Annotated in this window: 24 protein-coding genes and 1 pseudogene; 11 read left to right on the plus strand and 14 right to left on the minus strand. The window is 58.0% G+C overall.

The window, feature by feature from the left end; translation table 11 throughout:
* Nucleotides 1-18 precede the first annotated feature (18 nt).
* The 6 genes from IM294_RS02730 (at nucleotide 19) to narI (ending at nucleotide 8,910) form a co-directional block, all read left to right on the plus strand.
* Nucleotides 19-594 (plus strand): TetR family transcriptional regulator, encoded by a 576-nt coding sequence (locus IM294_RS02730; protein WP_028013266.1) that lies wholly within the window; start codon nucleotides 19-21, stop codon nucleotides 592-594.
* A gap of 209 nt (nucleotides 595-803) precedes the next feature.
* The gene (locus IM294_RS02735; RefSeq protein WP_088205492.1) at nucleotides 804-2,189 is read left to right on the plus strand and encodes a NarK family nitrate/nitrite MFS transporter; all 1,386 of its coding nucleotides are present in this window, start codon (nucleotides 804-806) and stop codon (nucleotides 2,187-2,189) included.
* Between the two features lie 67 nt (nucleotides 2,190-2,256).
* Nucleotides 2,257-5,997: a nitrate reductase subunit alpha gene (locus IM294_RS02740; protein WP_041909819.1), complete on the plus strand. Its 3,741-nt coding sequence runs from the start codon at nucleotides 2,257-2,259 to the stop codon at nucleotides 5,995-5,997.
* On the plus strand, nucleotides 5,994-7,538 hold the full coding sequence (narH, locus tag IM294_RS02745) for a nitrate reductase subunit beta (protein WP_008501747.1): 1,545 nt from the start codon (nucleotides 5,994-5,996) through the stop codon (nucleotides 7,536-7,538). Before IM294_RS02740 ends, narH begins: the two co-directional genes overlap by 4 nt.
* Entirely contained in the window at nucleotides 7,538-8,233 is a 696-nt protein-coding gene (narW, locus tag IM294_RS02750; RefSeq protein ID WP_126818122.1) for a nitrate reductase molybdenum cofactor assembly chaperone, read from the plus strand. The genes narH and narW overlap by 1 nt, the downstream gene beginning before the upstream one ends.
* Nucleotides 8,230-8,910, plus strand: coding sequence for a respiratory nitrate reductase subunit gamma (gene narI / locus IM294_RS02755; RefSeq protein ID WP_022648214.1), 681 nt, complete (start codon nucleotides 8,230-8,232; stop codon nucleotides 8,908-8,910). The genes narW and narI overlap by 4 nt, the downstream gene beginning before the upstream one ends.
* A gap of 79 nt (nucleotides 8,911-8,989) precedes the next feature.
* On the opposite strand, the gene nhoA is transcribed toward narI, so the two are convergent.
* Nucleotides 8,990-9,835, minus strand: coding sequence for an N-hydroxyarylamine O-acetyltransferase (gene nhoA, locus IM294_RS02760; RefSeq protein ID WP_126818123.1), 846 nt, complete (start codon nucleotides 9,833-9,835; stop codon nucleotides 8,990-8,992).
* A gap of 108 nt (nucleotides 9,836-9,943) precedes the next feature.
* Here nhoA and IM294_RS02765 point away from each other — a divergent pair, with 108 nt between their 5' ends.
* From IM294_RS02765 to IM294_RS02775, 3 genes are all read left to right on the plus strand, one after another.
* Nucleotides 9,944-10,516, plus strand: a complete 573-nt coding sequence (locus tag IM294_RS02765) for a flavin reductase family protein (RefSeq protein WP_063942408.1) — start codon at nucleotides 9,944-9,946, stop codon at nucleotides 10,514-10,516.
* Between the two features lie 126 nt (nucleotides 10,517-10,642).
* Nucleotides 10,643-11,005, plus strand: a complete 363-nt coding sequence (locus IM294_RS02770; RefSeq protein WP_047368629.1) for a hypothetical protein — start codon at nucleotides 10,643-10,645, stop codon at nucleotides 11,003-11,005.
* Nucleotides 11,005-11,430, plus strand: coding sequence for a DUF3828 domain-containing protein (locus tag IM294_RS02775; RefSeq protein ID WP_126818124.1), 426 nt, complete (start codon nucleotides 11,005-11,007; stop codon nucleotides 11,428-11,430). The genes IM294_RS02770 and IM294_RS02775 overlap by 1 nt, the downstream gene beginning before the upstream one ends.
* A 68-nt stretch (nucleotides 11,431-11,498) precedes the next feature.
* On the opposite strand, the gene fusA is transcribed toward IM294_RS02775, so the two are convergent.
* Nucleotides 11,499-13,598, minus strand: coding sequence for an elongation factor G (gene fusA, locus IM294_RS02780; RefSeq protein ID WP_088205496.1), 2,100 nt, complete (start codon nucleotides 13,596-13,598; stop codon nucleotides 11,499-11,501).
* Between the two features lie 160 nt (nucleotides 13,599-13,758).
* Here fusA and IM294_RS02785 point away from each other — a divergent pair, with 160 nt between their 5' ends.
* Nucleotides 13,759-14,073 (plus strand): helix-turn-helix transcriptional regulator, encoded by a 315-nt coding sequence (locus tag IM294_RS02785; protein ID WP_041909805.1) that lies wholly within the window; start codon nucleotides 13,759-13,761, stop codon nucleotides 14,071-14,073.
* A gap of 25 nt (nucleotides 14,074-14,098) precedes the next feature.
* Here IM294_RS02785 and IM294_RS02790 read toward each other — a convergent pair whose 3' ends face one another.
* The 11 genes and pseudogenes from IM294_RS02790 to IM294_RS02845 all read right to left on the minus strand — a co-directional run bounded on the left by IM294_RS02790 (nucleotide 14,099) and on the right by IM294_RS02845 (nucleotide 24,378).
* Nucleotides 14,099-15,100, minus strand: a complete 1,002-nt coding sequence (locus IM294_RS02790) for a Kdo(2)-lipid IV(A) acyltransferase (protein ID WP_028013274.1) — start codon at nucleotides 15,098-15,100, stop codon at nucleotides 14,099-14,101.
* Nucleotides 15,101-15,292: 192 nt separating this feature from the next.
* A complete protein-coding gene (gene pptA / locus IM294_RS02795) occupies nucleotides 15,293-15,523 on the minus strand; it encodes a tautomerase PptA (protein ID WP_045630478.1) in 231 nt (76 codons plus the stop codon).
* Between the two features lie 37 nt (nucleotides 15,524-15,560).
* Nucleotides 15,561-16,178 carry a glutathione S-transferase family protein gene (locus IM294_RS02800; protein WP_126818125.1) on the minus strand — a complete coding sequence of 206 codons (618 nt, stop codon included), beginning with the start codon at nucleotides 16,176-16,178 and terminating at the stop codon, nucleotides 15,561-15,563.
* Nucleotides 16,179-16,219: 41 nt separating this feature from the next.
* Entirely contained in the window at nucleotides 16,220-17,107 is an 888-nt protein-coding gene (locus tag IM294_RS02805; RefSeq protein WP_126818126.1) for an ABC transporter substrate-binding protein, read from the minus strand.
* A 9-nt stretch (nucleotides 17,108-17,116) separates the two neighbouring features.
* Nucleotides 17,117-17,890, minus strand: coding sequence for an amino acid ABC transporter ATP-binding protein (locus IM294_RS02810; RefSeq protein ID WP_059357617.1), 774 nt, complete (start codon nucleotides 17,888-17,890; stop codon nucleotides 17,117-17,119).
* Nucleotides 17,874-18,800 (minus strand): amino acid ABC transporter permease, encoded by a 927-nt coding sequence (locus tag IM294_RS02815; protein WP_047368635.1) that lies wholly within the window; start codon nucleotides 18,798-18,800, stop codon nucleotides 17,874-17,876. Before IM294_RS02815 ends, IM294_RS02810 begins: the two co-directional genes overlap by 17 nt.
* Before the next feature lie 9 nt (nucleotides 18,801-18,809).
* The gene (locus IM294_RS02820; protein ID WP_028013279.1) at nucleotides 18,810-19,319 is read right to left on the minus strand and encodes a GNAT family N-acetyltransferase; all 510 of its coding nucleotides are present in this window, start codon (nucleotides 19,317-19,319) and stop codon (nucleotides 18,810-18,812) included.
* Between the two features lie 9 nt (nucleotides 19,320-19,328).
* A pseudogene (locus tag IM294_RS22020) lies at nucleotides 19,329-21,592 on the minus strand (NtaA/DmoA family FMN-dependent monooxygenase).
* Nucleotides 21,593-21,608: 16 nt separating this feature from the next.
* Nucleotides 21,609-22,730, minus strand: a complete 1,122-nt coding sequence (locus tag IM294_RS02835; RefSeq protein WP_126818128.1) for an amidohydrolase — start codon at nucleotides 22,728-22,730, stop codon at nucleotides 21,609-21,611.
* Complete coding sequence (locus IM294_RS02840; protein ID WP_126818129.1) at nucleotides 22,727-23,728, minus strand: LLM class flavin-dependent oxidoreductase; 1,002 nt, start codon at nucleotides 23,726-23,728, stop codon at nucleotides 22,727-22,729. The genes IM294_RS02835 and IM294_RS02840 overlap by 4 nt, the downstream gene beginning before the upstream one ends.
* A gap of 110 nt (nucleotides 23,729-23,838) precedes the next feature.
* Nucleotides 23,839-24,378: an AAA family ATPase gene (locus IM294_RS02845; RefSeq protein WP_126818130.1), complete on the minus strand. Its 540-nt coding sequence runs from the start codon at nucleotides 24,376-24,378 to the stop codon at nucleotides 23,839-23,841.
* Nucleotides 24,379-24,440: 62 nt separating this feature from the next.
* Between IM294_RS02845 and IM294_RS02850 the strand changes: the two genes are divergently transcribed.
* Complete coding sequence (locus IM294_RS02850) at nucleotides 24,441-24,584, plus strand: hypothetical protein (protein ID WP_154818592.1); 144 nt, start codon at nucleotides 24,441-24,443, stop codon at nucleotides 24,582-24,584.
* Here IM294_RS02850 and IM294_RS02855 read toward each other — a convergent pair.
* Complete coding sequence (locus IM294_RS02855) at nucleotides 24,581-24,979, minus strand: cupin domain-containing protein (RefSeq protein ID WP_045260619.1); 399 nt, start codon at nucleotides 24,977-24,979, stop codon at nucleotides 24,581-24,583. The genes IM294_RS02850 and IM294_RS02855 overlap by 4 nt on opposite strands.
* Between the last annotated feature and the right edge of the window lie 62 nt (nucleotides 24,980-25,041).

Below are 25,041 nucleotides of genomic sequence, written 5' to 3' on the forward strand. Positions count from 1 at the left end.
ATTGAGAGTAGAGAAAAAATGCGCTATTTGAGCAAGGAAGAGCGGCGGGAAGCGATCTTACAGGCCGCGATGCGCGTGGCGCTGGCCGAGGGGCTGGCAGCCATGACGGTACGGCGCATTGCCGCAGAAGCGGGCGTCGCGACCGGGCAGGTCCACCACCACTTTGCCTCCGGCGGCGAGTTAAAATCGCTGGCGTTTGTGCGCGTGATCCGCGAGCTGCTGGATGCCGACGTGGTGGGTGAAAACGCCGGCTGGCGGGAACGGTTGCACAGCATGCTCGGCAGTGACGACGGTGGGCTTGAACCTTACATTCGCCTTTGGCGGGAAGCCCAAATTCTCGCCAGCCGTGATCCCGAGATCAAAGCGGCTTATGTCCTGACCATGGAGATGTGGCATCAGGAAACCGTGGCGATTATCCGCGCCGGGGCTGATGCCAACGCGTTCACGCTTACCGATCGGGCGGAAAATATCGCCTGGCGTTTAATAGGGCTGGTTTGTGGCCTGGATGGGATCACCGTATTAAATATGCCTGAAATGGACGATGCGGCATTTAATAAACATCTCGACAAACTTATCACGCTGGAATTGTTTTAATACTCCTTCCGGAGTATAAATTACGGAAAATGTTACAATTAGTAACACATTAAGCGAGCCCTTATTTTCATTCTAATCTCGGGGGTTCGCTTTTTTATCTATCCTTTCAGATGTATCCCAAAGCATCCCAAAAAACCAATTACACTTCTTTAATCATCTTTTTGTTTTTACTTCATTTTTCTCTCAAACATGGTAAGCAAGAGGGCGATATGTCGCAACAAAGTGATAAAAGTAATCCCCATCTGTTGAGTAACTGGAAACCTGAAAACGCGCAATTTTGGGAGAATAAAGGAAAACATATCGCACGAAGAAACCTATGGATTTCTGTAGCTTGCCTGCTATTAGCGTTTTGCGTGTGGATGTTATTTAGCGCCGTTGCGGTCAATCTGAATAAAGTCGGATTTAATTTCACCACCGATCAGCTTTTTATGCTAACGGCATTACCTTCACTCTCTGGCGCGATATTGCGCGTCCCCTACTCGTTTATGGTGCCAATATTTGGCGGACGCTACTGGACGGTATTGAGCACCGTTATCCTGATTATCCCCTGCGTCTGGCTGGGGATAGCCATTCAGGACACCGCGACACCTTACTGGGTCTTTATCGTGATTGCCCTGCTCTGCGGTTTTGCCGGGGCCAACTTTGCCTCCAGCATGGGTAACATCAGCTTCTTCTTCCCGAAGGCCAGACAGGGCAGCGCGCTGGGCATCAACGGCGGGTTGGGAAATCTTGGCGTCAGCGTGATGCAGCTGTTTGCTCCGCTGGTGATTTTCCTGCCAATGTTTACCTTCCTCGGCGTGCACGGCGTACCGCAGGAGGACGGCTCAACGATGTGGCTGGCCAATGCGGCCTGGGTCTGGGCGCCGCTGCTGCTGCTGGCAACCCTTGCGGCGTTTTTTGGCATGAACGATATCGCCAGCTCTAAAGCCTCTATCGCCAGCCAGCTGCCGGTACTGAAGCGCTTTCACCTCTGGCTGCTGAGCCTGCTTTATCTTGCTACCTTCGGCTCGTTTATCGGCTTCTCGGCGGGCTTTGCCATGCTGTCGAAAACCCAGTTCCCGGACGTGAACATCCTTCACCTCGCTTTCTTTGGCCCCCTGATCGGCGCACTGGCGCGTTCGGCGGGCGGGATGGTCTCTGACAGGCTGGGCGGCGTGCGCGTCACGCTGATTAACTTCGTCTTTATGGCTATCTTCAGCGCCCTGATCTTCCTGACGCTCCCCGGCTCTGGCTCCGGCAGCTTTATCGCCTTCTACCTGGTCTTTATGGGCCTGTTCCTCACCGCCGGGCTGGGCAGCGGTTCGACCTTCCAGATGATCGCGATTATCTTTCGCCAAATCACCCTCGACCGCGTCAAAAAGCAGGGCGGCACGGAGGAGCAGGCGCAGCATGAAGCGGTGACGGAGACCGCCGCCGCGCTGGGCTTTATCTCCGCCATCGGTGCCGTTGGCGGGTTCTTTATCCCTAAGGCGTTCGGCACATCGCTGGCAATGACCGGTTCGCCGGTTGGGGCCATGAAGGTCTTCCTCGTGTTTTACATCGTCTGCGTGTTCGTCACCTGGCTGGTGTATGGCCGTAAATCCTCAAAAAAATAAAAACTACATCTTCGCCGGAGCGTGATGCATCGCACTCCGGCCATGCTATCGAAGCAGGAGAAATGTCATGAGCAAACTGCTGGACCGCTTCCGTTACTTCAAAACAAAAGGCGACAGTTTCGCCGATGGGCACGGGCAGGTGTATCACACCAACCGCGACTGGGAGGACAGCTACCGCCAGCGCTGGCAGTTCGACAAGATTGTGCGATCCACCCACGGGGTAAACTGTACCGGCTCCTGTAGCTGGAAGATTTATGTCAAAAACGGCCTGGTGACCTGGGAAACCCAGCAGACCGACTACCCCCGCACCCGCCCTGACCTGCCCAATCACGAGCCGCGCGGCTGCCCGCGAGGCGCAAGCTACTCCTGGTACCTCTACAGCGCCAACCGCCTTAAGTACCCGCTGGTGCGCCGCAGGCTGATTGAGCTCTGGCGCGAGGCGCTGGCGCAGCATACCGATCCGGTGCTGGCCTGGGATGCCATCCAGAACGATCCGCAAAAGGCGCAAAGCTACAGGAAGGCGCGGGGTAAAGGCGGGTTTATCCGCTCAAACTGGAAAGAGCTGAACCAGCTGATCGCCGCCGCTAACGTCTGGACCATCAAAAACTACGGCCCGGACCGCGTGGCCGGTTTTTCGCCTATTCCGGCGATGTCGATGGTCTCCTACGCCGCCGGAACGCGCTATCTTTCCCTGCTGGGCGGCACCTGCCTGAGCTTCTACGACTGGTACTGCGACCTGCCGCCGGCGTCGCCGATGACCTGGGGCGAGCAGACCGACGTGCCTGAGTCCGCCGACTGGTACAACTCCAGCTATATCATTGCCTGGGGCTCGAACGTGCCGCAGACGCGTACTCCGGACGCCCACTTCTTTACCGAGGTGCGCTACAAAGGCACCAAGACCGTTGCGATTACGCCGGACTTTTCGGAGGTCGCCAAGCTCAGCGACCAGTGGCTGGCCCCCAAACAGGGCACCGACAGCGCCCTCGCCATGGCGATGGGCCACGTCATCCTCAAAGAGTTCCACCTCGATAACCCGAGCGATTACTTCCTTAACTACTGCCGCCGCTACACCGACATGCCGATGCTCGTGCTGCTGGACGAGCAGGCTGACGGTCGCGTGGTGCCTGGGCGTATGCTGCGCGCCTCGGACCTTGTCGACGGGCTGGGGGAAGCCAATAACCCAGAGTGGAAGACCGTCGCCTTCGATATCGCCGGTAACCTGGTGGTGCCAAACGGCTCGATCGGCTTCCGCTGGGGGGAAAAAGGCAAATGGAACCTGGAGCCTCAGGCTGCGGGCCATGAAACAGAACTCACACTCTCCCTGCTGATTACCCACGACAGCGTGGCGGACGTCGCGTTCCCCTACTTTGGCGGCAACGAAAACCCGCATTTTCGCAGCGTGAAGCAGGAGCCGGTGCTTACGCGCCGCGTGCCGAGCAAAACCCTGACGCTCGCCGACGGCAGCCAGAAACGAGTGGTCAGCGTTTACGATCTGGTGCTGGCTAACTACGGTCTCGATCGCGGCCTGGAAGACAGTAACGCCGCAGACAGCTATGACCAGATCAAAGCCTACACGCCCGCCTGGGGCGAGCAGATCACCGGCGTGCCCGCATACCTGATCGAAAAAATTGCCCGCGAGTTCGCCGACACGGCGCACAAAACGCACGGTCGCTCGATGATCATTCTGGGTGCCGGGGTGAACCACTGGTACCACATGGACATGAACTACCGCGGGATGATCAATATGCTGGTCTTCTGCGGCTGCGTCGGGCAGAGCGGCGGCGGCTGGTCCCACTATGTCGGCCAGGAGAAGCTGCGCCCGCAAACCGGCTGGCTGCCGCTGGCCTTCGCACTGGACTGGAACCGCCCGCCGCGCCAGATGAACAGCACCTCGTTCTTCTACAACCACGCCAGCCAGTGGCGCTACGAGAAGCTCACCGCGCAGGAGCTGCTCTCCCCGCTGGCGGACGCGTCGAAGTTCACCGGACATCTGATCGACTTTAACGTTCGCGCCGAGCGCATGGGCTGGCTGCCGTCGGCCCCGCAACTCAACCTCAACCCGCTGCATGTCAAGGCGCGTGCGGACGCGGCGGGCATGACGCCGCAGGAGTACACCGTTCAGGCGTTGAAATCGGGCGATATCCGCTTCGCCTGCGAACAGCCGGACAACGGCAAGAACCACCCGCGCAACCTGTTCGTCTGGCGCTCTAACCTGCTCGGCTCGTCCGGGAAAGGCCACGAGTACATGCTGAAATACCTGCTCGGCACCGAGAGCGGCATTCAGGGTGAAGATTTAGGCTCAACGGACGACGTGAAGCCTGAAGAGGTGGAGTGGCAAACCGCCGCCATCGAGGGCAAACTCGACCTGCTGGTGACGCTCGATTTCCGCATGTCCAGCACCTGCCTCTTCTCCGATATCGTCCTGCCGACCGCCACCTGGTATGAAAAGGACGACATGAATACCTCGGACATGCACCCGTTTATTCATCCGCTTTCCGCCGCCGTTGACCCGGCGTGGGAATCGCGCAGCGACTGGGAGATCTACAAAGGCATCGCCAAAGTCTTCTCCGAGGTGTGCGTTGGCCATCTGGGCACAGAAACCGACGTGGTGCTCCAGCCGCTGCAGCATGACTCCCCGGCGGAGCTGTCGCAGCCGTTTGATATTCAGGACTGGCGCAAAGGGGAATGTGACCTGATCCCCGGCAAAACGGCGCCGAACATTGCCGTGGTCGAGCGTAACTACCCGGAAACTTACGAACGCTTCACCGCCCTCGGCCCGCTGATGGACAAGCTCGGCAACGGCGGGAAAGGCATTTCGTGGAACACGCAGAACGAGGTCGATTTCCTCGGCAAGCTGAACTACGTCAAGCTCGACGGCCCGGCGAAAGGCCGCCCGCGCATTGAAACCGCCATTGACGCCTCGGAGGTGATCCTCGCCCTCGCCCCGGAAACTAACGGACAGGTGGCGGTGAAGGCCTGGGAAGCGCTCGGGGAACTGACCGGGCGCGACCACACCCATCTGGCGCTGAACAAGGAAGACGAGAAAATCCGCTTCCGCGACATTCAGGCGCAGCCGCGCAAAATCATCTCCAGCCCGACGTGGTCCGGCCTTGAGAGCGAGCACGTCTCCTATAACGCGGGCTATACCAACGTCCACGAGCTGATCCCGTGGCGCACCCTTTCGGGCCGCCAGCAGCTGTATCAGGATCATCCGTGGATGCGCGCCTTCGGGGAGAGCCTGGTGGCCTATCGCCCACCGATTGATACCCGCAGCGTGACCCACATGCGCGAGATCCCGCCGAACGGCTTCCCGGAAAAAGCGCTGAACTTCCTGACGCCGCACCAGAAATGGGGCATCCACTCCACCTACAGCGAAAACCTGCTGATGCAGACCCTGTCGCGCGGGGGGCCCATCGTCTGGATCAGCGAAACCGACGCCCGCGAGCTGGGCATAGAGGACAACGACTGGATCGAAGCCTTCAACGCCAACGGCGCCCTCACCGCCCGCGCGGTGGTCAGCCAGCGCGTGCCGCCGGGCATGACCATGATGTACCACGCCCAGGAGCGCATCCTGAACATTCCGGGGTCAGAAGTGACCGGACGGCGCGGCGGGATCCACAACTCGGTCACCCGCGTCTGCCCAAAACCGACGCACATGATCGGCGGCTATGCCCAGCTGGCGTACAGCTTCAACTATTACGGCACGGTCGGCTCGAACCGCGACGAGTTCATCATGATCCGCAAAATGAAAAACATTAACTGGCTGGATGGCGAAGGTCGGGATCAGGTACAGGAGGCGAAAAAATGAAAATACGCTCACAGGTTGGCATGGTTCTGAATCTCGATAAATGCATCGGCTGCCACACCTGCTCGGTCACCTGCAAGAACGTCTGGACCGGGCGCGAAGGGATGGAGTATGCGTGGTTTAACAACGTGGAGACCAAACCGGGGATTGGCTACCCGAAAAACTGGGAAGATCAGGAGGAGTGGCAAGGCGGCTGGATCCGCGGCATACATGGCAAGCTGACGCCGCGCCTCGGCGGCAAAATGGGCGTGCTGTCGAAGATTTTCGCCAACCCCGTCCTGCCACAGATTGACGATTATTACGAACCCTTCACCTTTGACTATCAGGATCTGCACCGCGCGCCGGAGGGGGATCACCTCCCTACCGCCCGCCCCCGCTCGCTGATCGACGGTAAGCGGATGGACAAAATCGTCTGGGGGCCAAACTGGGAGGAACTGCTGGGCGGCGAGTTCGAAAAGCGCGCCCGCGACCGCAACTTCCAGAAGATCCAGAAGGAGATGTACGGCCAGTTTGAAAACACCTTCATGATGTATCTGCCGCGCCTGTGCGAGCACTGCCTCAACCCGAGCTGCGTGGCCACCTGCCCGAGCGGCGCGATCTACAAGCGCGAAGAGGACGGCATTGTGCTAATCGACCAGGATAAATGTCGCGGCTGGCGTCTGTGCATCAGCGGCTGCCCGTACAAGAAAATTTACTTCAACTGGAAAAGCGGCAAGTCAGAAAAATGCATCTTCTGCTACCCGCGCATTGAGTCCGGCCAGCCGACTGTCTGCTCGGAAACCTGCGTCGGACGCATCCGTTATCTCGGCGTGCTGCTGTACGACGCGGACCGTATTGAAGAGGCCGCCAGCACCGAGCATGAAACCGATCTGTACGAGCGCCAGTGCGACGTGTTCCTCAACCCGAACGATCCGGCGGTGATTGAGGAAGCGCTGAAACAGGGCATTCCACAGAACGTGATTGATGCCGCCCAGCGTTCGCCGGTCTACAAGATGGCGATGGACTGGAAGCTGGCCCTGCCGCTGCATCCGGAATACCGCACCCTGCCGATGGTCTGGTACGTGCCGCCGCTGTCGCCGATTCAGTCCTACGCGGATGCGGGCGGCCTGCCGCAGAGTGACGGCGTCCTGCCTGCCGTGGAAAGCCTGCGCATTCCAGTGCAGTACCTGGCAAACATGCTCAGCGCGGGCGATACCGGCCCGGTGCTGCGCGCCCTGAAGCGCATGATGGCGATGCGTCACTATAAACGCTCCCAGACCGTGGAAGGCGTGACCGATACCCGCGCCATTGAGGAAGTGGGCCTGACCGAAGCGCAGGTTGAGGAGATGTACCGCTATCTCGCCATCGCTAACTACGAAGACCGCTTCGTGATCCCGACCAGCCATCGCGAAATGGCGCGCGACGCCTTCCCGGAGAAAAACGGCTGCGGCTTCACCTTTGGCGACGGCTGCCACGGCTCCGACACCAAATTCAACCTCTTCAACAGCAGCCGCATCGACGCGATTAACATCACCGAGGTGCGCGAACACGGGGAGGGAGAATAATGCAGATCCTTAAAATCATCGCGCTGCTGATTGAATATCCCGATGAGCTGCTGTGGGAAAATCGCGATGAGGCGCTTTCCCTGGTTGAGCAGGACGCGCCCATGCTGCTGCCGTTTGCGCAGCAGCACCTGAGCGCCCCGCTGCTGGATAAGCAGGCCGAATGGTGCGAGGTGTTTGAGCGTGGTCGCGCGACGTCGCTGCTGCTGTTCGAGCACGTTCACGCCGAGTCCCGCGATCGTGGTCAGGCGATGGTCGATCTGATGAGCCAGTATGAGAAAGCCGGGCTGCAGCTGGACTGCCGCGAGCTGCCCGACTATCTGCCGCTCTACCTGGAATACCTCAGCCTCGTCACCGACGACGAGGCGCGTGAAGGATTGCAAAATGTCGCGCCGATCCTGGCGCTGATTGGTGGTCGCCTCAAGCAGCGCGGCGTCGCGCATTACCAGCTGTTTGACGCCCTGCTGACGATGGCCGGTACACGGCTTTCCAGCGACAGCGTGGCGAAGCAGGTGTCCGGTGAAAAACGGGATGATACCCGTCAGGCACTGGACGCCGTGTGGGAAGAGGAACAGGTGAAGTTTATCGAAGACAACGCCACATCGTGCGACAGTTCGCCGATGCAGCAATATCAACGACGCTTTAGCCAGGACGTCGCGCCGCAGTACGTGGGCGTCAGCGCCGGAGGCCCAAAATGACGCATTACCTGAACGTGTTTTTCTATGACATTTATCCCTACATCTGCGCCACCGTCTTTTTCCTCGGCAGCTGGCTGCGCTACGACTACGGGCAATACACCTGGCGGGCCTCATCGAGCCAGATGCTCAGCAAGCGCGGGATGAACTGGGCCTCTAACCTGTTTCATATCGGGATTCTGGGGATCTTCTTCGGGCACCTGTTCGGCATGTTAACCCCGCACTGGATGTACGCCTGGTTTTTACCCGTCGCGGTTAAACAGCAGCTGGCCATGATTGCGGGAGGCATTTGCGGCGTACTGACGCTGATTGGTGGGTCAATGCTGCTGATCCGCCGCCTCTTCAACCAGCGGGTACGCGCCACGTCCACCACGCCGGATATTATCATCATGAGTATCCTGCTGCTTCAGTGCATCCTCGGGCTGTCGACCATTCCTTTCTCCGCGCAATATCCTGACGGAAGCGAGATGATGAAACTGGTCGGCTGGGCGCAGGGGATCGTAACGTTTAAGGGGGGCTCGTCGGAGATGTTGAGCGGCGTCGCGCCGATCTTCCGCGTGCATCTGGTGCTGGGGATGACGATCTTCCTCATCTTCCCGTTCACCCGTCTGGTACACGTGTGGAGCGCGCCGTTTGAGTATTTTACCCGTCGGTATCAGGTGGTGAGATCGCGCCGTTGATTTTGTCGGGTGGCGGCTTCGCCTTACCCGACCTACGTTCACACTCCCGTAGGCCCGGTAAGGCGTAGCCGCCACCGGGCTATTTCCCTGCCTGCGGATGCGTATCAAACCCCGCCATCACTGCCGTCAGCTCGGCCAGTGTAAAGCCGTGCTTCGGATCATCAACGCCAAGGCCAAACCGCTCCTGCATCAGCTTATACAGCGCCTCCGCATCCGGCAAATGGATCTGCTCCTCCACGTGACCGTTCTGCCAGTGGGTAAAGTTGAAGTTAGTCAGCGTCAGCTTGCCGCCGTCCGGCAGGTGGCGACACATCAGCAGATGATGACGAAAATGGGACTGCGGCCAGTGCGCCGACCAGAAGTTCCCCATCACGTAATCGCTGAAATACTGCGTCGTCAGGTCAAAGTGGTACATCGACTGCCAGTGCTCGTGGTGACGGAACTGTAGCACCCAGTCGTTGCCCTCGCTCAGCAGTCGGTACATACCGTGCGGCGTCCCCTGCTCCTCGTTGGCGAGCAGGCGAATCGGCGCCGTCAGCGTCTGTCCACCAAACCCCACGTCGGCAATCCAGCGCTCGCCGTTCAGCTCAACCAGCAGCAGGCGGTGCGTGCGCGGCGGCATTTGCGGCGGGCTCGCTAATACCACGCGTCCCAGCACGCTGCGCACGTTAAACCCGACTTCACGCAACACGCGCTCGAAAAGGCCGTTTTGCTCAAAGCAATATCCTCCGCGTCTCGCCGTCACCAGCTTGTCGACCAGACATTGATCGTCAAGATGGATTTCGCGCGGCAGGACGACATCAATATTTTCGAACGGGATCGCACAGTTGTGGTGTAAATGCAGCGCGCGCAGGGTGTCTATATCAACCCGTGTCGGTTGCGCCCACCCAATGCGGGCAAAATAGTCAGTCAGAAAGGGGGACATACATCATTTTCCTTTGATTGTGATGTTCTGTTTATAAACTAATTTGACGCACTCACTTTGATTTACGTGCTTTTTCGTCATACTCATCGTTACAGATGAGGAGATCCTATGAGCCACTTTCGCCCTGTTGAATTACGTCATGCCAGCCGCCTGTTGAACCACGGCCCTACCGTGCTTATTACCAGTCGGGATGAAAACCTCGACAGACGCAACGTGATGGCCGCCGCGTGGTCCATGCCCGTTGAGTTTGAACCGCCGCGCATCGCGATTGTGGTGGACAAAAGTACCTGGTCACGTGAGCTGATTGAGCATAGCGGGAAGTTTGGCATCGTCATCCCCGGCGTGGCGGCAGCTAACTGGACATACGCTGTCGGCAGCGTCAGCGGGCGCGACGAGGACAAATTCAACTGCTACGGGATCCCGGTAGTGAACGGCCCTGAGCTCGGGCTGCCGGTGATTGAAGAAAAATGTCTGGCGTGGATGGAGTGCCGATTACTTCCCGTCACCTCTGCGGCAGAGAAATACGACACGCTGTTTGGAGAAGTGGTTTCAGCGGCAGCCGATGAGCGCGCGTTTGTCGCCGGGCGCTGGCAGTTTGACGGGGATAAACTGAATACACTGCATCATCTCGGCGCGGGGACATTTGTGGCGAGCGGGAAGATGGTGAAGGCTCTGGATTGATTTCCTAAATTATATCCTCCTGAATTATAGTGAATTTCTATGGCATTTTATGTTTACTATTGCGTTCTAAAACGGAGGATATTTCCTGAGTTGCAGCATTAGCACTCTCGCGTTAAGGAAATATCAATGACATGGAATAAAGATGGCGCAATCTCATATGCTAAATCACACGCCCAACCGAAGAGCACGGGGTATTGTGCTCACTACGTCACCGAAGCGATCAGAACGGGTGGAAGATTAAAAATCCCCAATACGCGTCTGGCAAAAGACATGGGGCGGACATTGGTTAACGCTGGATTCCGCCTTGTATACGATCAACCCCATGCAGGCGACGTCGCAGTTATTCAAAATATTGTTGGTCATGATAGCGGGCACGTTTGCATATACGATGGTCAGCAGTGGATCAGCGATTTTGTTCAACGCACCATGTACCCAGGGCAGGCTTACCGCAACATACAACCACATTACGAACTGTTCAGGCATGACTAATGAAAACACTTTGGTTTTTTCTTTTTGCCCTTTCTCCTCTCGCGGCCGCAGAAAATGTTTATGCACCGGGCCAGGCGGCGCTTAAATTCAATCAATGGTATATCGCCCAGTTAGACCAGCACAAACCGCCCGTACTTAACCCAGATATTATGAATGATTACGTTGCCTCGGAGACAATTGCAGCAATAAAAGAGTTGTATTCAGGTGACAGTAACGAAAAAGATATGCCCGATACGGATATGTTTATCAAATCACAGGATTGGGATGAGGACTGGAATCAGATAACCATCCTGCACTCTGATTTTGACGCCGTTTGCACAAACGTTTATATCGCGTTTGGTAAGAAGCAAGATCACGTTGTTGCAGATTGTCTTATTGAAGAACAAGGGAAATGGAAAGTCCGCTCGGCAACGCTAATTAAGTAACATGGATAATCTCCGTGTCGTAAAAAAAGCACATGGTAGCCCACCGACTACCATGTGCAATTAATTAACTACTTCGCACGCCGCGCAATAATCTCATCCGCAACATTCCGCGGTGCCTCCGCAAAATGATGGAACTCCATCGTATACGTCGCGCGTCCCTGGGACATCGAGCGCAGCGTGGTGGCGTAACCAAACATCTCGGCCAGCGGCACATCGGCGCGGATAATCTGGCTTCCGTACTGCTCCGCCATTCCCTGCACCATGCCGCGGCGGGAAGAGAGATCGCCCATGATGTTCCCGGCGTACTCTTCCGGCGTTTCCACTTCCACGTGCATGATCGGCTCAAGGATCACCGGATCCGCCCTGCGAGCGCCCTCCTTGAAGCCGAGGATCGCCGCCATGCGGAACGCCATCTCCGAGGAGTCGACGTCGTGATACGAGCCAAACGTCAGCGTCGCCTTAACATCGACGACCGGATAGCCCGCCAGCACGCCGCTGTTCATCGCTTCCCGCAGCCCTTTCTCCACGGACGGGATATACTCGCGCGGTACCACGCCGCCCTTGGTAGCATCTTCAAATACAAAACCACTTCCGGGCTCCAGCGGCTCCAGGCTCAGCACCACATGACCGTACTGCCCTTTCCCGCCGGACTGTCGGACAAATTTCCCTTCAATATCCTTCACCGCCTTGCGCAGGGTTTCCCGGTAGGTTACCTGCGGACGACCAATGTTCGCCTCGACGCCAAACTCACGCTTCATGCGGTCGACGATAATCTCGAGGTGTAGCTCACCCATCCCGGAGATAATCGTCTGACCGGACTCCTCGTCAGTATGCAGGCGGAAAGACGGGTCTTCCGCCGCCAGACGCTGTAGCGCAATGCCCATTTTCTCCTGATCGCCTTTGGTTTTCGGCTCAATCGCCAGCGAGATCACCGGATCCGGGAACTCCATGCGCTCAAGCGTAATGACGGCGTTCGGATCGGTGAGCGTGTCACCGGTGGTCACGTCTTTTAACCCGACACAGGCCGCGATATCCCCGGCGCGCAGTTCATCCACCTCATGGCGATCGTTGGCATGCATCAGCACGATGCGCCCGATGCGCTCTTTCTTCTCTTTCACCGGGTTATAGACCGCGTCGCCTTTGCGCAGCACGCCAGAGTAGACCCGGATAAAGGTCAGCTGCCCGACGTACGGGTCGCTCATCAGCTTGAACGCCAGCGCCGAGAACGGCTCATCATCACTCGGATGACGCTCCGCGTGCTGCCCTTTTTCATCCACGCCGTCAATGGCCGGCACGTCAAGCGGCGACGGCATCAGCTCAATCACCGCATCCAGCATGCGCTGCACGCCTTTGTTTTTAAAGGCGCTGCCGCACAGCATCGGCTGGATTTCGCCCGAGATGGTGCGAATGCGCAGCCCCTGGATAATTTCCGCCTCCGTCAGGTCGCCCGTTTCCAGGTATTTGTCCATCAGTTCATCGCTGGCTTCCGCCGCCGCGGAGACCATTTTTTCCCGCCACTCCTGGGCGGTACTGACTAAATCGTCCGGCACGGGGGCATAGGTAAACACCATACCCTGCGTCGCATCGTCCCACAGAATGGTGCGCATCTTGATGAGATCCACCACGCCGGTGAAATGATCTTCGGCACCCACCGGGATGACAATCGGCACCGGATTGGCCTTCAGGCGCTCCTGCATCATCCGCACGACGCGGAAGAAATCGGCACCCGGACGGTCCATTTTGTTGACGAAGGCCAGACGCGGTACGTGATATTTATTGGCCTGACGCCAGACGGTTTCCGACTGCGGCTGCACGCCACCCACGGAGTCATACACCATCACCGCGCCGTCGAGCACGCGCATGGAACGCTCCACCTCAATGGTGAAGTCCACGTGCCCCGGGGTATCGATGATGTTGATCCGGTGCGGCTCAAAGCCTCTGTCCATGCCTGGCCAGAAGCAGCTGACCGCCGCGGACGTAATGGTGATCCCGCGCTCTTGCTCCTGCGCCATCCAGTCGGTGGTTGCCGCGCCATCGTGTACTTCACCCAGCTTGTGGCTCATCCCGGTATAAAACAGGATGCGCTCAGTGGTGGTGGTTTTACCGGCATCGATATGCGCGGAGATACCGATGTTGCGATAACGTTCGAGAGGAATGGGTCGGGGCATGATATTTCCTTAGTCACTATGACGTGTTTGTGACGACCGGGATGGTCGCGCATTGGTTCGTTTGCTATAATAGTCCTATTGTACGAGTATTATCGAACTATTTTTTAAGGGTTGACCTATTGTTGATATAGCTCAATCTGACATCACGCGCAGGAAAACGATGATCCCTAACCACCCTGAAACTGAACAAATACTGCTGGAAAATGTGCTGTTTGCCCTCGGCAACCCGCTCCGGCTATCGATTATTCGCCGGCTCGCCGACGGCAGCGAACTCAGCTGTAACGCGCTGCGCCCGGAGGACGTGGTGAAATCCACGATGACCCACCACTGGCGCGTGTTGCGCGACAGTGGGGTCATCTGGCAGCGTCCGCAGGGACGAGAAAATATGATTTCACTGCGTCGGGAGGATCTGGATGCCCGTTTTCCCGGGCTGATGGAAATACTGCTAAAGGCCAAAAGCGCTGCCGGAAACTAGCTCCAGCAGCCTTTTGCGTGGCGTTTTAGTGCTGCATGCCCGACTGCTGCGAGAATTCATCGTCGGTTAAGCCAGCCCGAGGGGGCGCGGAGATTTTTTTACGGGCATATCTGTCCGGCACGCCCTCAGGACGCGTCTTGAAGCGACGGTGCAGCCACATATACTGCTCCGGCGCCATCAGCACCGCGCGCTCGATCGCCCGGTTCATCTGGGTTGCGACAGACTCTTTATCCGCACCCTGCAATGACGCGCTGATATCTTCAAGAATAATCAGCTCGTACCCTGTACCGTCCTCTCTGCGGCGCGGCACAAACGGAATAACGGCAGGCTTAGCGCTTTTGACCAGCATATAGCTGCCCGCCGTCGTGGCGGCATCCGGGACGGCGAAGAATGGCGCAAACACGCTGTTGGCTTTGCCATAGTCATGATCCGGCGCGTACCAGAGAATTTCATTCTGCTTCAGGGCACGGATCATGCCTTTTAAATCATGACGATCCAGCATGGTTTTATTCGAACGCAGACGACCGCGCGTTTGTAGCCAGTCCAGGAGCGCATTATTGTTGGGACGATAAACCCCAATACCGGGGTTAAGCATGCCAAATATCCGCGCGCCCAACTCAAGCGTCAGAAAATGCATGCCAACCAGCACCACGCCCTTCCCCTGCGCCCTGGCCTGCTCCATATGTTCGTAACCGCGCACGGTAAAGCATTTACGCACCCGCCATTCAGGCCAGAACCACGCCATGCCGGTTTCGATTACCCCCATTCCCACGGATTCAAAATTTCGCTGCAGCAAAGATTCACGCGCTTCTGCTTCCATCTGCGGGAAGCACAGTTCCAGATTACGGCGGGCAATCTCGACACGGCGCGGTAGAAGGCGCATGGCTAACCGGCCCAGAACGTGTCCGAGTCTGAACAACAGCGGGTAAGGCAGCAGCATGATAAGCCACAGGGCGGCGATGCCTGTCCAGCTTAGCCAGTATCGCGGGTGGAAAAAAGCAGGTGAAAACCGGGGTAATTTTGTCATGAGAAAATTATCCTTTAATGTGACTGTCCTTAATTGATTCTGTTGTCGATCTTTCCTAAGGATTGATGAAATGTCGGTCGTGAACGTTAAGTGTAACGGATCAGATAAAACTTATTTTTATCGTTTTTTGCGAAAAGAAGGCGTAAGCGGCAGGAGAAACCGGGTAAGACGATGACCTCACCCGGCGAAAGATTACATTGAATACCCGGGCTTTTTAATCAACTCGTCCAGCTTCGGTCCGATTTCGGTATCCCAGACCTGTGCCTTCCAGTCTTCCGGGTTTACCTGGTTCAACGCCACCGATACTGAACCGTCTTTGCTGTTGAAATGGCGAATTATCACCTCGGCGATATCTGCCGCCAGCGCGTTTTTTTGCTCGTCGTTAAGATCGCGGGGAAAACATTTGATATCTACGTGTGGCATATGCAGGCTTCCTGTTATGTGTGAGCATTCCACGTTATCAGATAATGTTGTTTGCCTTTAACACCTTGTGCAGTTCCGGCAGCTGACACACGGTATCCGCAATCGCCGTAAGCTTCGGCGTATTTGTCGCAAACCACTCATGGCGAGGCCCCCAGGTGCGCGCCACCGCAATATACACATCCAGCAGCGTCAGCCGTTCACCCAGCGCAAACGGCGCGGCCTTAAGCTGATTTTCAAACCACAGATAGAGGGATTTCCGGTACTCAATGCAGTTTTTCTGCAGCTGTTCCGGCGCATCAGGCACCCAGCGTTCGGGATAATCGGCATAGGTAAAGGTGGGATAGACGTTCGCCACGAACCAGATAAGCAGACGCTGAAACTGCTGACGCTCGGCCTGCCCCACGGGAGGGGCGAGATCGGGACAACGGTCGAGCACCATCAGAGCAATCGCCGCCGTTTCGGTCATGATGGCGCCATTTTCCAGCGCCAGCGTGGGCACCTGGCACAGCGGGTTGAGTTTTTGCAGCAGTTCACGCTGCGGGCCGGGCTGGTCAAACCCGTCAACGTTCACAAATTGATAAGGGATATCGGCCAGGGTCAGCATCACTTCACTGATTGCCGAGCCCCAGCCGGGTACGCCATAGAGTTTCATCATGTTGCCCCCTCAGGAGTGAAAATCCTAAGTGTAGAGCACCATTAGTAGGTTATCCCAGGCGGGTTGACCTCCGATTGCGCCACCGCTTCGCCCTGTTCGCCCCAGCGCGCCAGCACTTTCTGGTACTCTCCGCGCTTAATCGCCCCGTCCAGCGCCGCCTGCAACGCGTACACCAGCTCATTGCCTTTTTTGGTCGTGGTCGCGACATAAGCTTTTTTCGGACCTAAACCGACCACGCGGGTTTTGCCGGTGAGCGCCGCTTTGTAAGCTGAAACCGACTGAGGGCCAAAGAACACGTCCGCCCTGCCGGACTGGATATAGAGATTGCCCGAGGCATCGTCGTGGAGATAGACCGGCAGCGCAGGCGCTCGCCCCGCCTTTTTATTCTCTTCGTTCCAGCCCAGCAGGATGCGCTCCTGATTGGTGCCCGAGCCGACAATCACCTTTTTCCCGGCCAGATCTTCCGCGCTTTTGATTGATTGAATCTCGCTGGTGGACTTCACCGAAAACGCCAGCGAATCGACGCGGTAGGTCGCAAAATCAAACTTCTCTTTACGCTGTTCGGTCACCGCAATGTTCACCAGCGCCACGTCGTAGCGCCCGGAAGCGATGCCCAGCGGCCAGTCTTCCCACGCCGTTGGCACCAGCTTTAGCTTCAGCCCCAGGCTGCCCGCCAGCAGGCGGGCGATATCCGGGTCGCTGCCAATCCGCGTGCGGTTATCGCTGGCCAGCAGCGCCAGCGGCGGGGAGTTCAGCATCGAGACGGCGACCGTCAGCGTACCCGGCTCAACGAATTTATAACCGGCGGGGATCTTCGCCACGGCCTGCCGATCAACCGTCACCGGCAGCGGCTGCTCGTTGGCTTTCAGATCGATGCTGGCGTGGCTTGCCGTTGTGAAGACCAGCCCCGCCAGAAGTCCGTATTTCATCTGCGCTCCTTACAGCACTTTTGACAGGAACTGGCGCGTTCGCGCGTGCGACGGACGGTTCAATACCGCGTCGCTGCTGCCCTGCTCCACGATTTTCCCGTCGACCATAAACACCACCTGATCCGCCACCTCGCGGGCAAAACCGATCTCGTGGGTGACCACCACCAGCGTAGTGCCGGACCGGGCCAGTTTTTTGATCACGTCCAGCACCTCTCCCACCAGCTCCGGATCCAGCGCCGAGGTAGGCTCATCAAATAGCATCACGCGGGGGCGTAGCGCCAGCGCGCGGGCAATCGCAATGCGCTGCTGCTGCCCGCCGGAGAGATGGCGAGACCAGGCGTCGGCCTTATCCCGCAGCCCGACCACATCCAGCAGGCTGTATGCCCTTTCCACCGCCTCTTTTTTGCTGAGCTTCTTATGCGCGATGGGCGCCTCGATCAGGTTTTCCAGCACCGTGAGGTGAGGAAAGAGATTGAAGTTCTGAAACACATAGCCCACGTTGACGCGCTGCCTGAGGATCTCTTTCTCCTTCAGCTCATAGAGCTTGTCGCCCTGACGACGGTAGCCAATGTAGTCCCCGTCGATCTGAATAAAGCCTTCGTCGACGCGCTCCAGATGGTTAATGGTGCGCAGCAGCGTCGATTTACCCGAGCCTGAGGGCCCGAGAATGACCGTCACGGAACCGGGCGGGATCTCAAGCGAAACGTTGTCGAGCGCCTTATGGCGACCAAAAAACTTGCTGACACCGGTAATCGAGATATGTCCTTCAGGAGAGGCTTGCATGGATAGGCTCCTGTGCTGGCGTGGTGGTGACGGAACGGGTGCGACGGGCGGCACGGTTCTGATTAACCGCAGAGCGGCGTTCGCTGCGGGCGAGTGCGCGTTCAACACCGTACTGGATAGCGGACAAGACGGTGGTAATCACCAGATACCAGGCGGCACCGACCATCAGCAACGGGATCACCTCCTGGGTACGGTTGTAGATCATCTGGATGGTATAGAACAGCTCCGGCATTGCCAGGACGTAGACCATCGCCGTTCCCTTGGCGAGGCTGATAATTTCATTGAACCCGGACGGCAGAATGGTGCGCAACGCCTGAGGCAGGATTATACGCACCGTACGTCGCCAGGCCGGCAGGCCAAGCGCGGCGGCCGCTTCATACTGGCCGTGATCCACCCCGAGGAACCCCCCGCGAATAATCTCTGCGGTGTAGGCGCTCTGCACCAGCGTCAGCCCCACCACGGCGGTGGAGAACTGTCCGAGCACGTTAATGGTCTCAAAGCTGCCCCAGCTAATGCTGGTGAACGGCACGCCGAGGGAGAGCGTGTCGTAGAGATAGGAAAAGTTGTAGAGAATGATCAGCACCACGATCAGCGGCAGCGAGCGAAACAGCCAGATATAGCCCCACGCCAGGCTGCTCAGCAGCCATGACGAGGAGAGTCTCGCCAGCGCCAGCATGCCGCCCAACACCACGCTCAGCGCGGTACCGATCAGGGTAAGCAGCAGAGTCTGCCCTACGCCTTCGAGAATAACCGGGTCGAAGAACCAGCGGGCAAACACCGCCCACTCCCAGCGCGGGTTGAAAGCGACGGACTGGATCACGATCGCCAGGACAAACAGCGCCACCGCGGCGCCGACGGTCCGCAGCGGATAACGCGCCGGGACCACCTTAATGGTTTCAACGTTGCTCATCGTCGTTCCTCATGCGGTTTTACTGAACGCTTCGCGTACCAGCGTTTTAGTGAAGCGCAGCCGACCATCAAACGGCGGCTGGCTGTACTCTTCCGGATCCCGGTTCAGATCAAACTGTGGCTGGTAGCCCTGGCTGAGATAGAGCCTGACCGCTTCCGGCTGGCGAAAACCGGTTGTCAGGTAGATCTGGCTGTAACCTGCCAGCACCGCCCTGCGCTCCAGCTCCTGCACTACGCGTCCGGCAAGCCCCTGCTGACGCAGGGTTTTGTCCGTCCAGATGCGCTTGATTTCCGCGGTGCGTTCGTCGAAGGGTTTGTACGCACCGGTGGCGATGATTTTTCCGTCACGCTCCAGGACGATAAACAGCCCCTGCGGCGCTAAATACCACTCGGTGAGTTCCACTTCCGCGTCTTTAGAGAAGTAGTCACCGTAGCGGGCTGCATATTCACCGAACAGCCCCTCGATAATGGGCTGAAGTTCGGCATCTTCCGGTGAAACGTCACGAAATTGTTCACGCATAGCGCCTCCTTAATCACCCAGGCCATCAGGATTCACTTCTGACTGCGGAATACGCTCAACGCCCTCCCCCCAGCGGTTCAGCACTTTGTCGTAATCGCCGTTTTTGATGACGCCGTTCAGCGCGGTTTGCACCGGCTCAACCAGCCCGCTGCCTTTCTTCAGCGTCACCGCAATGTGCGCCGCCTTCGGCCAGCCGCCGTCGACGCTGCCCACCAGTTTGGTTTTCCCGTTCAGCGCCGCCTTCCATGCGCCAATCACGTTCGGGCCAAAGTAGGCATCCGCGCGCCCGGACTGGAGCGCCAGCGTTTGCGCCGCATCGTCTTTGGTGTAGATCGGCGTAAATGGTTTCAGCCCCTTCTTCAGGTTTTCAGCATTCCATGCCAGCAGGATGGCCTCCTGGTTGGTGCCGGAGCCGACGATAATCCGCAGCCCGGCGATGTCCTCAGCCTTCTGAAGCGATTCGATCGGGCTGGTCGATTTCACGTAGAAGCCGAGGGAGTCCTTACGGTAGGTGGCGAAATCAAACTTCTCTTTGCGCGCTTTGGTAACGGTAATGTTGCTGATGGCGGCATCGTATTTTCCGGACGCCACGCCCAGCGGCCAGTCTTCCCACGACGTTGGCACCACGTTCAACTCAAGGCCGAGGCTGTCGGCCACCAGACGAGCGACGTCAACTTCACTCCCGAGCAGCGTTTTGTTGTCGTCGGAAAATACCGTCAGCGGCGGTTGATTGAGGCCCGCCACCGCCACGGTAAATTTCCCCGGCACGGCGAAGCGATAATCTTTCGGCAACTGCGCCACTGCATCGCTGTTTCTGGCGGTATTGATCGGCGTTTTATTGGCCTCGACGCTCACGCCGGTGCCGTTAATGTTCACATTCTCTGCCCAGACGGCAGGGGTAAAGGCCAGCGCGAGCGCAAGAATAAGCGATGTTTTTTGCATAGCGGAGTTCTCTTTTATTGTTGTGTGAACTGGTTTTTCGGTTGGTCTAAGCCAAGGCTTTCGCGCAGCGTGGTTCCCGGGTAGTCGGTGCGGAACAGGCCGCGGGCCTGTAAAACGGGCACCACCTGGTCAACAAAGCGCGGAAAGGTATCCGGCGTACCGCCCTGGATGATGAAGCCGTCTGCGGCATAGCCTTCAAACCAGGCCTGCAGACCGTCGGCGACCTCCTCCGGCGTGCCGGAAAAGCGCGGGCGCGGCGATGCGGCCTCAAGCGCCACCTGGCGCAGGGTTAAGTTGCGCTCGCGGGCATTTCGCTTAATTTCATCGGTGGTGCTGCGGAAGCTGTTTTTGCCTAAGTCACCGATATCCGGGAACGGCTCGTCGAGCGGATACTGGCTGAAATCGTGATGTTCAAAATAACGTCCGAGGTAATTGAGGGCATCGGTAACCGACACCAGCGCCGCCGTGGTTTGATACTGGTTTTCCACGTCATCGGCGTCTTTACCCACAATCACGCTGACGCCCTGGAAGATATGTAAATCTGACGCGCGGCGGCCGTTTGTTTCCAGCTGCTGCTTCACGTCGCGGTAAAACGCTTTTGCCTCGTCGAGCGTTTCGTGATGAGTGAAAATGGCGTCGGCATGTTTTGCCGCCAGCTTTTTCCCGTCGTCCGACGCGCCCGCCTGAAAAACAATCGGACGCCCTTGCGGGGTGCGACCAATATTCAGCGGACCGGCGACCTGGAAGAAGTCACCGTGGTGATCGAGGGTATGCAGCCTGGCCGGGTCAAAAAACTGACCGCTCTCTTTGTTGCGGATAAACGCGTCGCCTTCCCAGGAGTCCCACAGCCCTTTCACCACGTCGAGATACTCATCCGCAATGCGATAGCGCAGCGCATGCTCGGGGTGTTTTTCGCGCGAGAAGTTCTTTGCCGACCCTTCCAGCGGCGAAGTCACCACGTTCCAGCCCGCACGTCCGTTGCTCAGATGATCGAGGCTGGCGAACTGGCGCGCCGTGGTAAAGGGTTCGCTGTAGGAGGTGGATAACGTTCCCACCAGCCCCAGCCGCGTAGTGATGCTTGCCAGCGCGGATAATACCGTTAACGGCTCAAAGCGGTTTAAAAAATGCGGAATGGATTTCTCATTTATATAAAGACCGTCGGCAACGAATAAAAAATCGAGTTTGCCCTCCTCCGCTTTTAACGCCGTCTCTTTTACAAATTCAAAATTAATGCTGGCATCCGCGACCGCCGCCGGATGACGCCAGGCGGACATATTGCCCGATGCACCATGCAAAATGGTCCCAAGCCGCAGTTGACGATGTGCAGACATATTTACCTCTCCAGAATTAAACGTGTTGCAGGGCTTTTTCCGCCAGCTGTGCAAAATAGCGGGCTGCGGGCTCAATCAGGGCTTCGTCAGGATTAAACGCCGGGTGATGTAAACCATACGGGCTGTTGCTGCCGATGCTGACAAACGCGCCGGGAACAGACTGCAGGTAGACCGCAAAATCTTCCCCGCCCATATGCAGCTCCGCGTGCCGGGTTTCATAACCGACCTCACGCGCGACCGAGGTGGCGAAGTCGGCCCAGCGCTCGTCGTTCACCAGCGCGGTGGGCCCGGCATACCAGGTGATGTCGATCTGCGCGCTGAAGGCGCTGGCAAACCCGGCGGCGATTTCGCCCACGCGGGCCTTCACTTTCTGCTGAACCTCCGTGCGGTGGGTGCGAAGCGTGCCCTCCAGCTCGACGCTTTCCGGCAGCACGTTCCAGGTGTTGCCGCCTGCGATGCGGGTGACGCTCAGCACCACCGAATCCAGCGTGTTGACGTTGCGGCTGGCGACGCTTTGCAGCGCCGTCACCAGCTGGCTCGCCAGCACAATGGCGTCGTTGCCTTCGTGCGGGCGGGCCGCATGTGCGCCCTTACCGGTAATGCGAATCACGAAGCGATCGACGTTGGCATAAAACGGTCCGCCGCGGGTGGCGAACTCACCGACCGGCAGGCCGGGCTCGTTATGCATGCCGAAGATGGCGCTGACGTCACGCAGGGCACCGGCACGCACCATGCTCTTCGCACCGCCAAAGTTCTCTTCGGCAGGTTGAAACAGGATACGCACCCGGCCGTTAAGTGAGGCTTCCCGCTCTTTGAGCTTTAACGCGGCGCCGAGGATCACGCTGGTGTGGATATCGTGTCCGCAGGCGTGCATCACGCCTGCATGCTGCGAGCTAAACGGCACGCCGCTGCGCTCCTCAATTGGCAGGGCATCAATGTCTGCCCGCAGCGCAATCAACTTGCTACCGGTTCCGATTTCCGCCACCAGACCGGTCGGCAGATCGTAAGGCTGTGGGGGAATACCGGCATTCGTCAGCCACTGGCGCAGGCGCGCGGTGGTCTCCACTTCCTGGCCGGACAGCTCCGGGTTCCGGTGCAGCTCACGACGCCAGGCTATCAGTTGTTCGCCGAAGCTCATACGGTGACCTCCCTGTTAAGACGCGCCTCAGCCAGCAGACGCAGAGACGCGACGCGCGTTGCCCCCTCCGCAACCGGCGTGTCGATGATAAATTCGTCAATGCCCCACTGTTCGTGCAGCGCGTTAAGCTGTTCCAGCACCGACTCAGCTGTGCCCGCCAGCAGCGACTGGGCCCGACGGGCAATGCGCACCGGCTCGCTCCCCGCCTGACGGGCAAAGGCGTAGGCCTGCTCCTCGCTGGCAACGGTTACGCGCTGGCCGTTTGCCAGCTCAACGCCCCACACTTCAACCTTCTGCGCCAGCGCGTCCGCTTCGGCCTGGGTCGGCGCGACAATCGCCTGCACCGCCACAATCACCTCCCGCGCGCTGTTCTTCCGCCAGATCGATACCACCTCGCGCAGCAGCTCCGGATCGCCGTTCAGGTGCGCGGCAAAGACGAAGTGCCAGTCGAGCGATGCGGCGAGCAGCGCGCTTTCGGGGCTGGCCCCCAGCAGGAAACCTTGTGCAGGGACCGGCGGCAACGGCGTGGCGCGAACGGCCTCTTCCGCCGACTGGTTTTCAGGACGGATCCAGCGGTCGAGCTGGGCCAGCTGTTCGGCAAAGCTGCCCTTTTCCTCTTGATTGAGGCCCTGCTGCAGCGCGCGGGTTGAGAGCGGTAGCCCACCGGGGGCTTTCCCGACGCCCAGATCCACGCGACCCGGCGCCAGCGCGGCCAGAACGTTAAAGTTTTCAGCGACTTTATAGGGGCTGTAGTGTTGAAGCATGACGCCGCCAGAGCCCACACGGATGCGTTTCGTTTGCCCGAGGATCCAGGCAATCAGCAGTTCCGGCGAGGGGCTGGCGAGCTGTGGTGTGTTGTGGTGTTCGGCAATCCAGAAGCGATGATAGCCTAGATTTTCCGCCTGTTGCGCCAGCGCTAACGTCCGCGCCAGCGCATCGGCAGCCGTTTCATTTTCAGCGATGGGGCTTTTATCCAGAATGCTGATTCGCCATGACATGTTGCGTTCTCGTTTGACTTAACATGTCGACATTATTAAAGGCGTATTTCACCACTGAGAAACAATTAATTTACATTTGGTTTGCCGGAAATCAGATATATAAAACCCTACTAAGAATAAGATTTTAAGGCGGCAATCAGCGTTTCCGCGTGCCCGCGGCGGGTAATATGGACGAAGCGGATATGCCCATATTGCGGGTTTTGCAGATCGGCTTCATAACGCGTGCGGTTGTTACGCCACGTTTTCATCGTCCAGATGAGAATCGACTCTTTACTGAAGAACGCGCGCCGGAAACTCTCTTTGTTCCCGGTTCCGGGCCAAAGCTCGTGTTTATGCCAGGCCCGTTTGATTGCCCTGTTGACGGCCTGCCAGAGGGTGCGGACAAACCCATAATCCACCCACACGACAACGTCTACATTACGCCATTTAACGGGCCGCGTGCGGTTATAGTTGCCGTCGAGTACCCAGTCTGGCGACGCCTGTAGCACCTGCTCAAGCTTTTCCTGAAACTCATCGTCCGGCGTTCCCTGCCATTCGGGTCGCCAGTAGAGTCTGTCCATCTCGATATAGGGAATAGCCAGTTCGGTCGCAATCTGCTTCGCCAGCGTGCTTTTTCCACTTCCGCTGGTTCCGATGACGTTAATTTTCACCTCAGCCTCCCTGTATTTACGAAAATGAGACCGAATCATAACGTTTTCATTCTGTTAACGAAATGCTTCCTGGTATTACCGCGGCGGTGTTACTCTCCTGTCTGGCAGTCTATTTATTCCCTGAGAAACGTCTGCAACTGGCCAGTCTGGTGCTGCTGTTTGATCAACCGCGCCTGCAGCAGGCGATTGCCGTTTTTGGCGGTTAGCCGTTCGGGTACTGTTCGTCGGTCACTTTTTCCAGCCACGTTACCGGGCTGCCGTTTACCGCTTCGGCGATGGCGATATGCGTCATCGCCGTTTGCGCACTTGCGCCGTGCCAGTGCTTCACGCCGGGTGGGATCCAGGCTATATCGCCCTGATTCAGGATTTCCGCCTCTTCGCCCCACGCCTGTAACCAGCCGCGCCCCTGCGTCACAATCAGCGTTTGTCCCAGGGGATGCGTATGCCAGGCCGTGCGCGCCCCCGGCTCAAAGGTCACGGTTGCCCCGCCGACGCTGGCAGGTTCGCTCGCCTGAAAGGGCGCGTCAATGCGAACAGCGCCGGTAAACCAGGCCTCCGGGCCTGTTGCTGAAGGTAATGAACCGCTGCGGATAATTTTCATCTTTTGCTCCTTGTTGACTGTTGCGTTAACAGTAGCGCAAAGCATTCTGGAGCATTAGGGTA

The organism is Enterobacter cloacae complex sp. P43RS (assembly GCF_014930585.1).
GTDB classification, from domain to species: domain Bacteria; phylum Pseudomonadota; class Gammaproteobacteria; order Enterobacterales; family Enterobacteriaceae; genus Enterobacter; species Enterobacter bugandensis.

Bases quoted from the DNA above. Each gene is read 5' to 3' on its own strand.
- IM294_RS02850 (WP_154818592.1), top strand. From the start codon at position 24,441: ATGCTTCCTGGTATTACCGCGGCGGTGTTACTCTCCTGTCTGGCAGTC.
- narI (WP_022648214.1), top strand. From the start codon at position 8,230: ATGACGCATTACCTGAACGTGTTTTTCTATGACATTTATCCCTACATC.
- narH (WP_008501747.1), top strand. From the start codon at position 5,994: ATGAAAATACGCTCACAGGTTGGCATGGTTCTGAATCTCGATAAATGC.
- IM294_RS02805 (WP_126818126.1), bottom strand. From the start codon at position 17,107: ATGAAATACGGACTTCTGGCGGGGCTGGTCTTCACAACGGCAAGCCAC.
- IM294_RS02770 (WP_047368629.1), top strand. From the start codon at position 10,643: ATGACATGGAATAAAGATGGCGCAATCTCATATGCTAAATCACACGCC.
- IM294_RS02785 (WP_041909805.1), top strand. From the start codon at position 13,759: ATGATCCCTAACCACCCTGAAACTGAACAAATACTGCTGGAAAATGTG.
- IM294_RS02735 (WP_088205492.1), top strand. From the start codon at position 804: ATGTCGCAACAAAGTGATAAAAGTAATCCCCATCTGTTGAGTAACTGG.
- IM294_RS02800 (WP_126818125.1), bottom strand. From the start codon at position 16,178: ATGATGAAACTCTATGGCGTACCCGGCTGGGGCTCGGCAATCAGTGAA.
- IM294_RS02790 (WP_028013274.1), bottom strand. From the start codon at position 15,100: ATGACAAAATTACCCCGGTTTTCACCTGCTTTTTTCCACCCGCGATAC.
- IM294_RS02775 (WP_126818124.1), top strand. From the start codon at position 11,005: ATGAAAACACTTTGGTTTTTTCTTTTTGCCCTTTCTCCTCTCGCGGCC.
- IM294_RS02840 (WP_126818129.1), bottom strand. From the start codon at position 23,728: ATGTCATGGCGAATCAGCATTCTGGATAAAAGCCCCATCGCTGAAAAT.
- narW (WP_126818122.1), top strand. From the start codon at position 7,538: ATGCAGATCCTTAAAATCATCGCGCTGCTGATTGAATATCCCGATGAG.
- nhoA (WP_126818123.1), bottom strand. From the start codon at position 9,835: ATGTCCCCCTTTCTGACTGACTATTTTGCCCGCATTGGGTGGGCGCAA.
- IM294_RS02810 (WP_059357617.1), bottom strand. From the start codon at position 17,890: ATGCAAGCCTCTCCTGAAGGACATATCTCGATTACCGGTGTCAGCAAG.
- pptA (WP_045630478.1), bottom strand. From the start codon at position 15,523: ATGCCACACGTAGATATCAAATGTTTTCCCCGCGATCTTAACGACGAG.
- IM294_RS02815 (WP_047368635.1), bottom strand. From the start codon at position 18,800: ATGAGCAACGTTGAAACCATTAAGGTGGTCCCGGCGCGTTATCCGCTG.
- IM294_RS02820 (WP_028013279.1), bottom strand. From the start codon at position 19,319: ATGCGTGAACAATTTCGTGACGTTTCACCGGAAGATGCCGAACTTCAG.
- IM294_RS02740 (WP_041909819.1), top strand. From the start codon at position 2,257: ATGAGCAAACTGCTGGACCGCTTCCGTTACTTCAAAACAAAAGGCGAC.
- IM294_RS02835 (WP_126818128.1), bottom strand. From the start codon at position 22,730: ATGAGCTTCGGCGAACAACTGATAGCCTGGCGTCGTGAGCTGCACCGG.
- IM294_RS02855 (WP_045260619.1), bottom strand. From the start codon at position 24,979: ATGAAAATTATCCGCAGCGGTTCATTACCTTCAGCAACAGGCCCGGAG.
- IM294_RS02730 (WP_028013266.1), top strand. From the start codon at position 19: ATGCGCTATTTGAGCAAGGAAGAGCGGCGGGAAGCGATCTTACAGGCC.
- fusA (WP_088205496.1), bottom strand. From the start codon at position 13,598: ATGCCCCGACCCATTCCTCTCGAACGTTATCGCAACATCGGTATCTCC.
- IM294_RS02765 (WP_063942408.1), top strand. From the start codon at position 9,944: ATGAGCCACTTTCGCCCTGTTGAATTACGTCATGCCAGCCGCCTGTTG.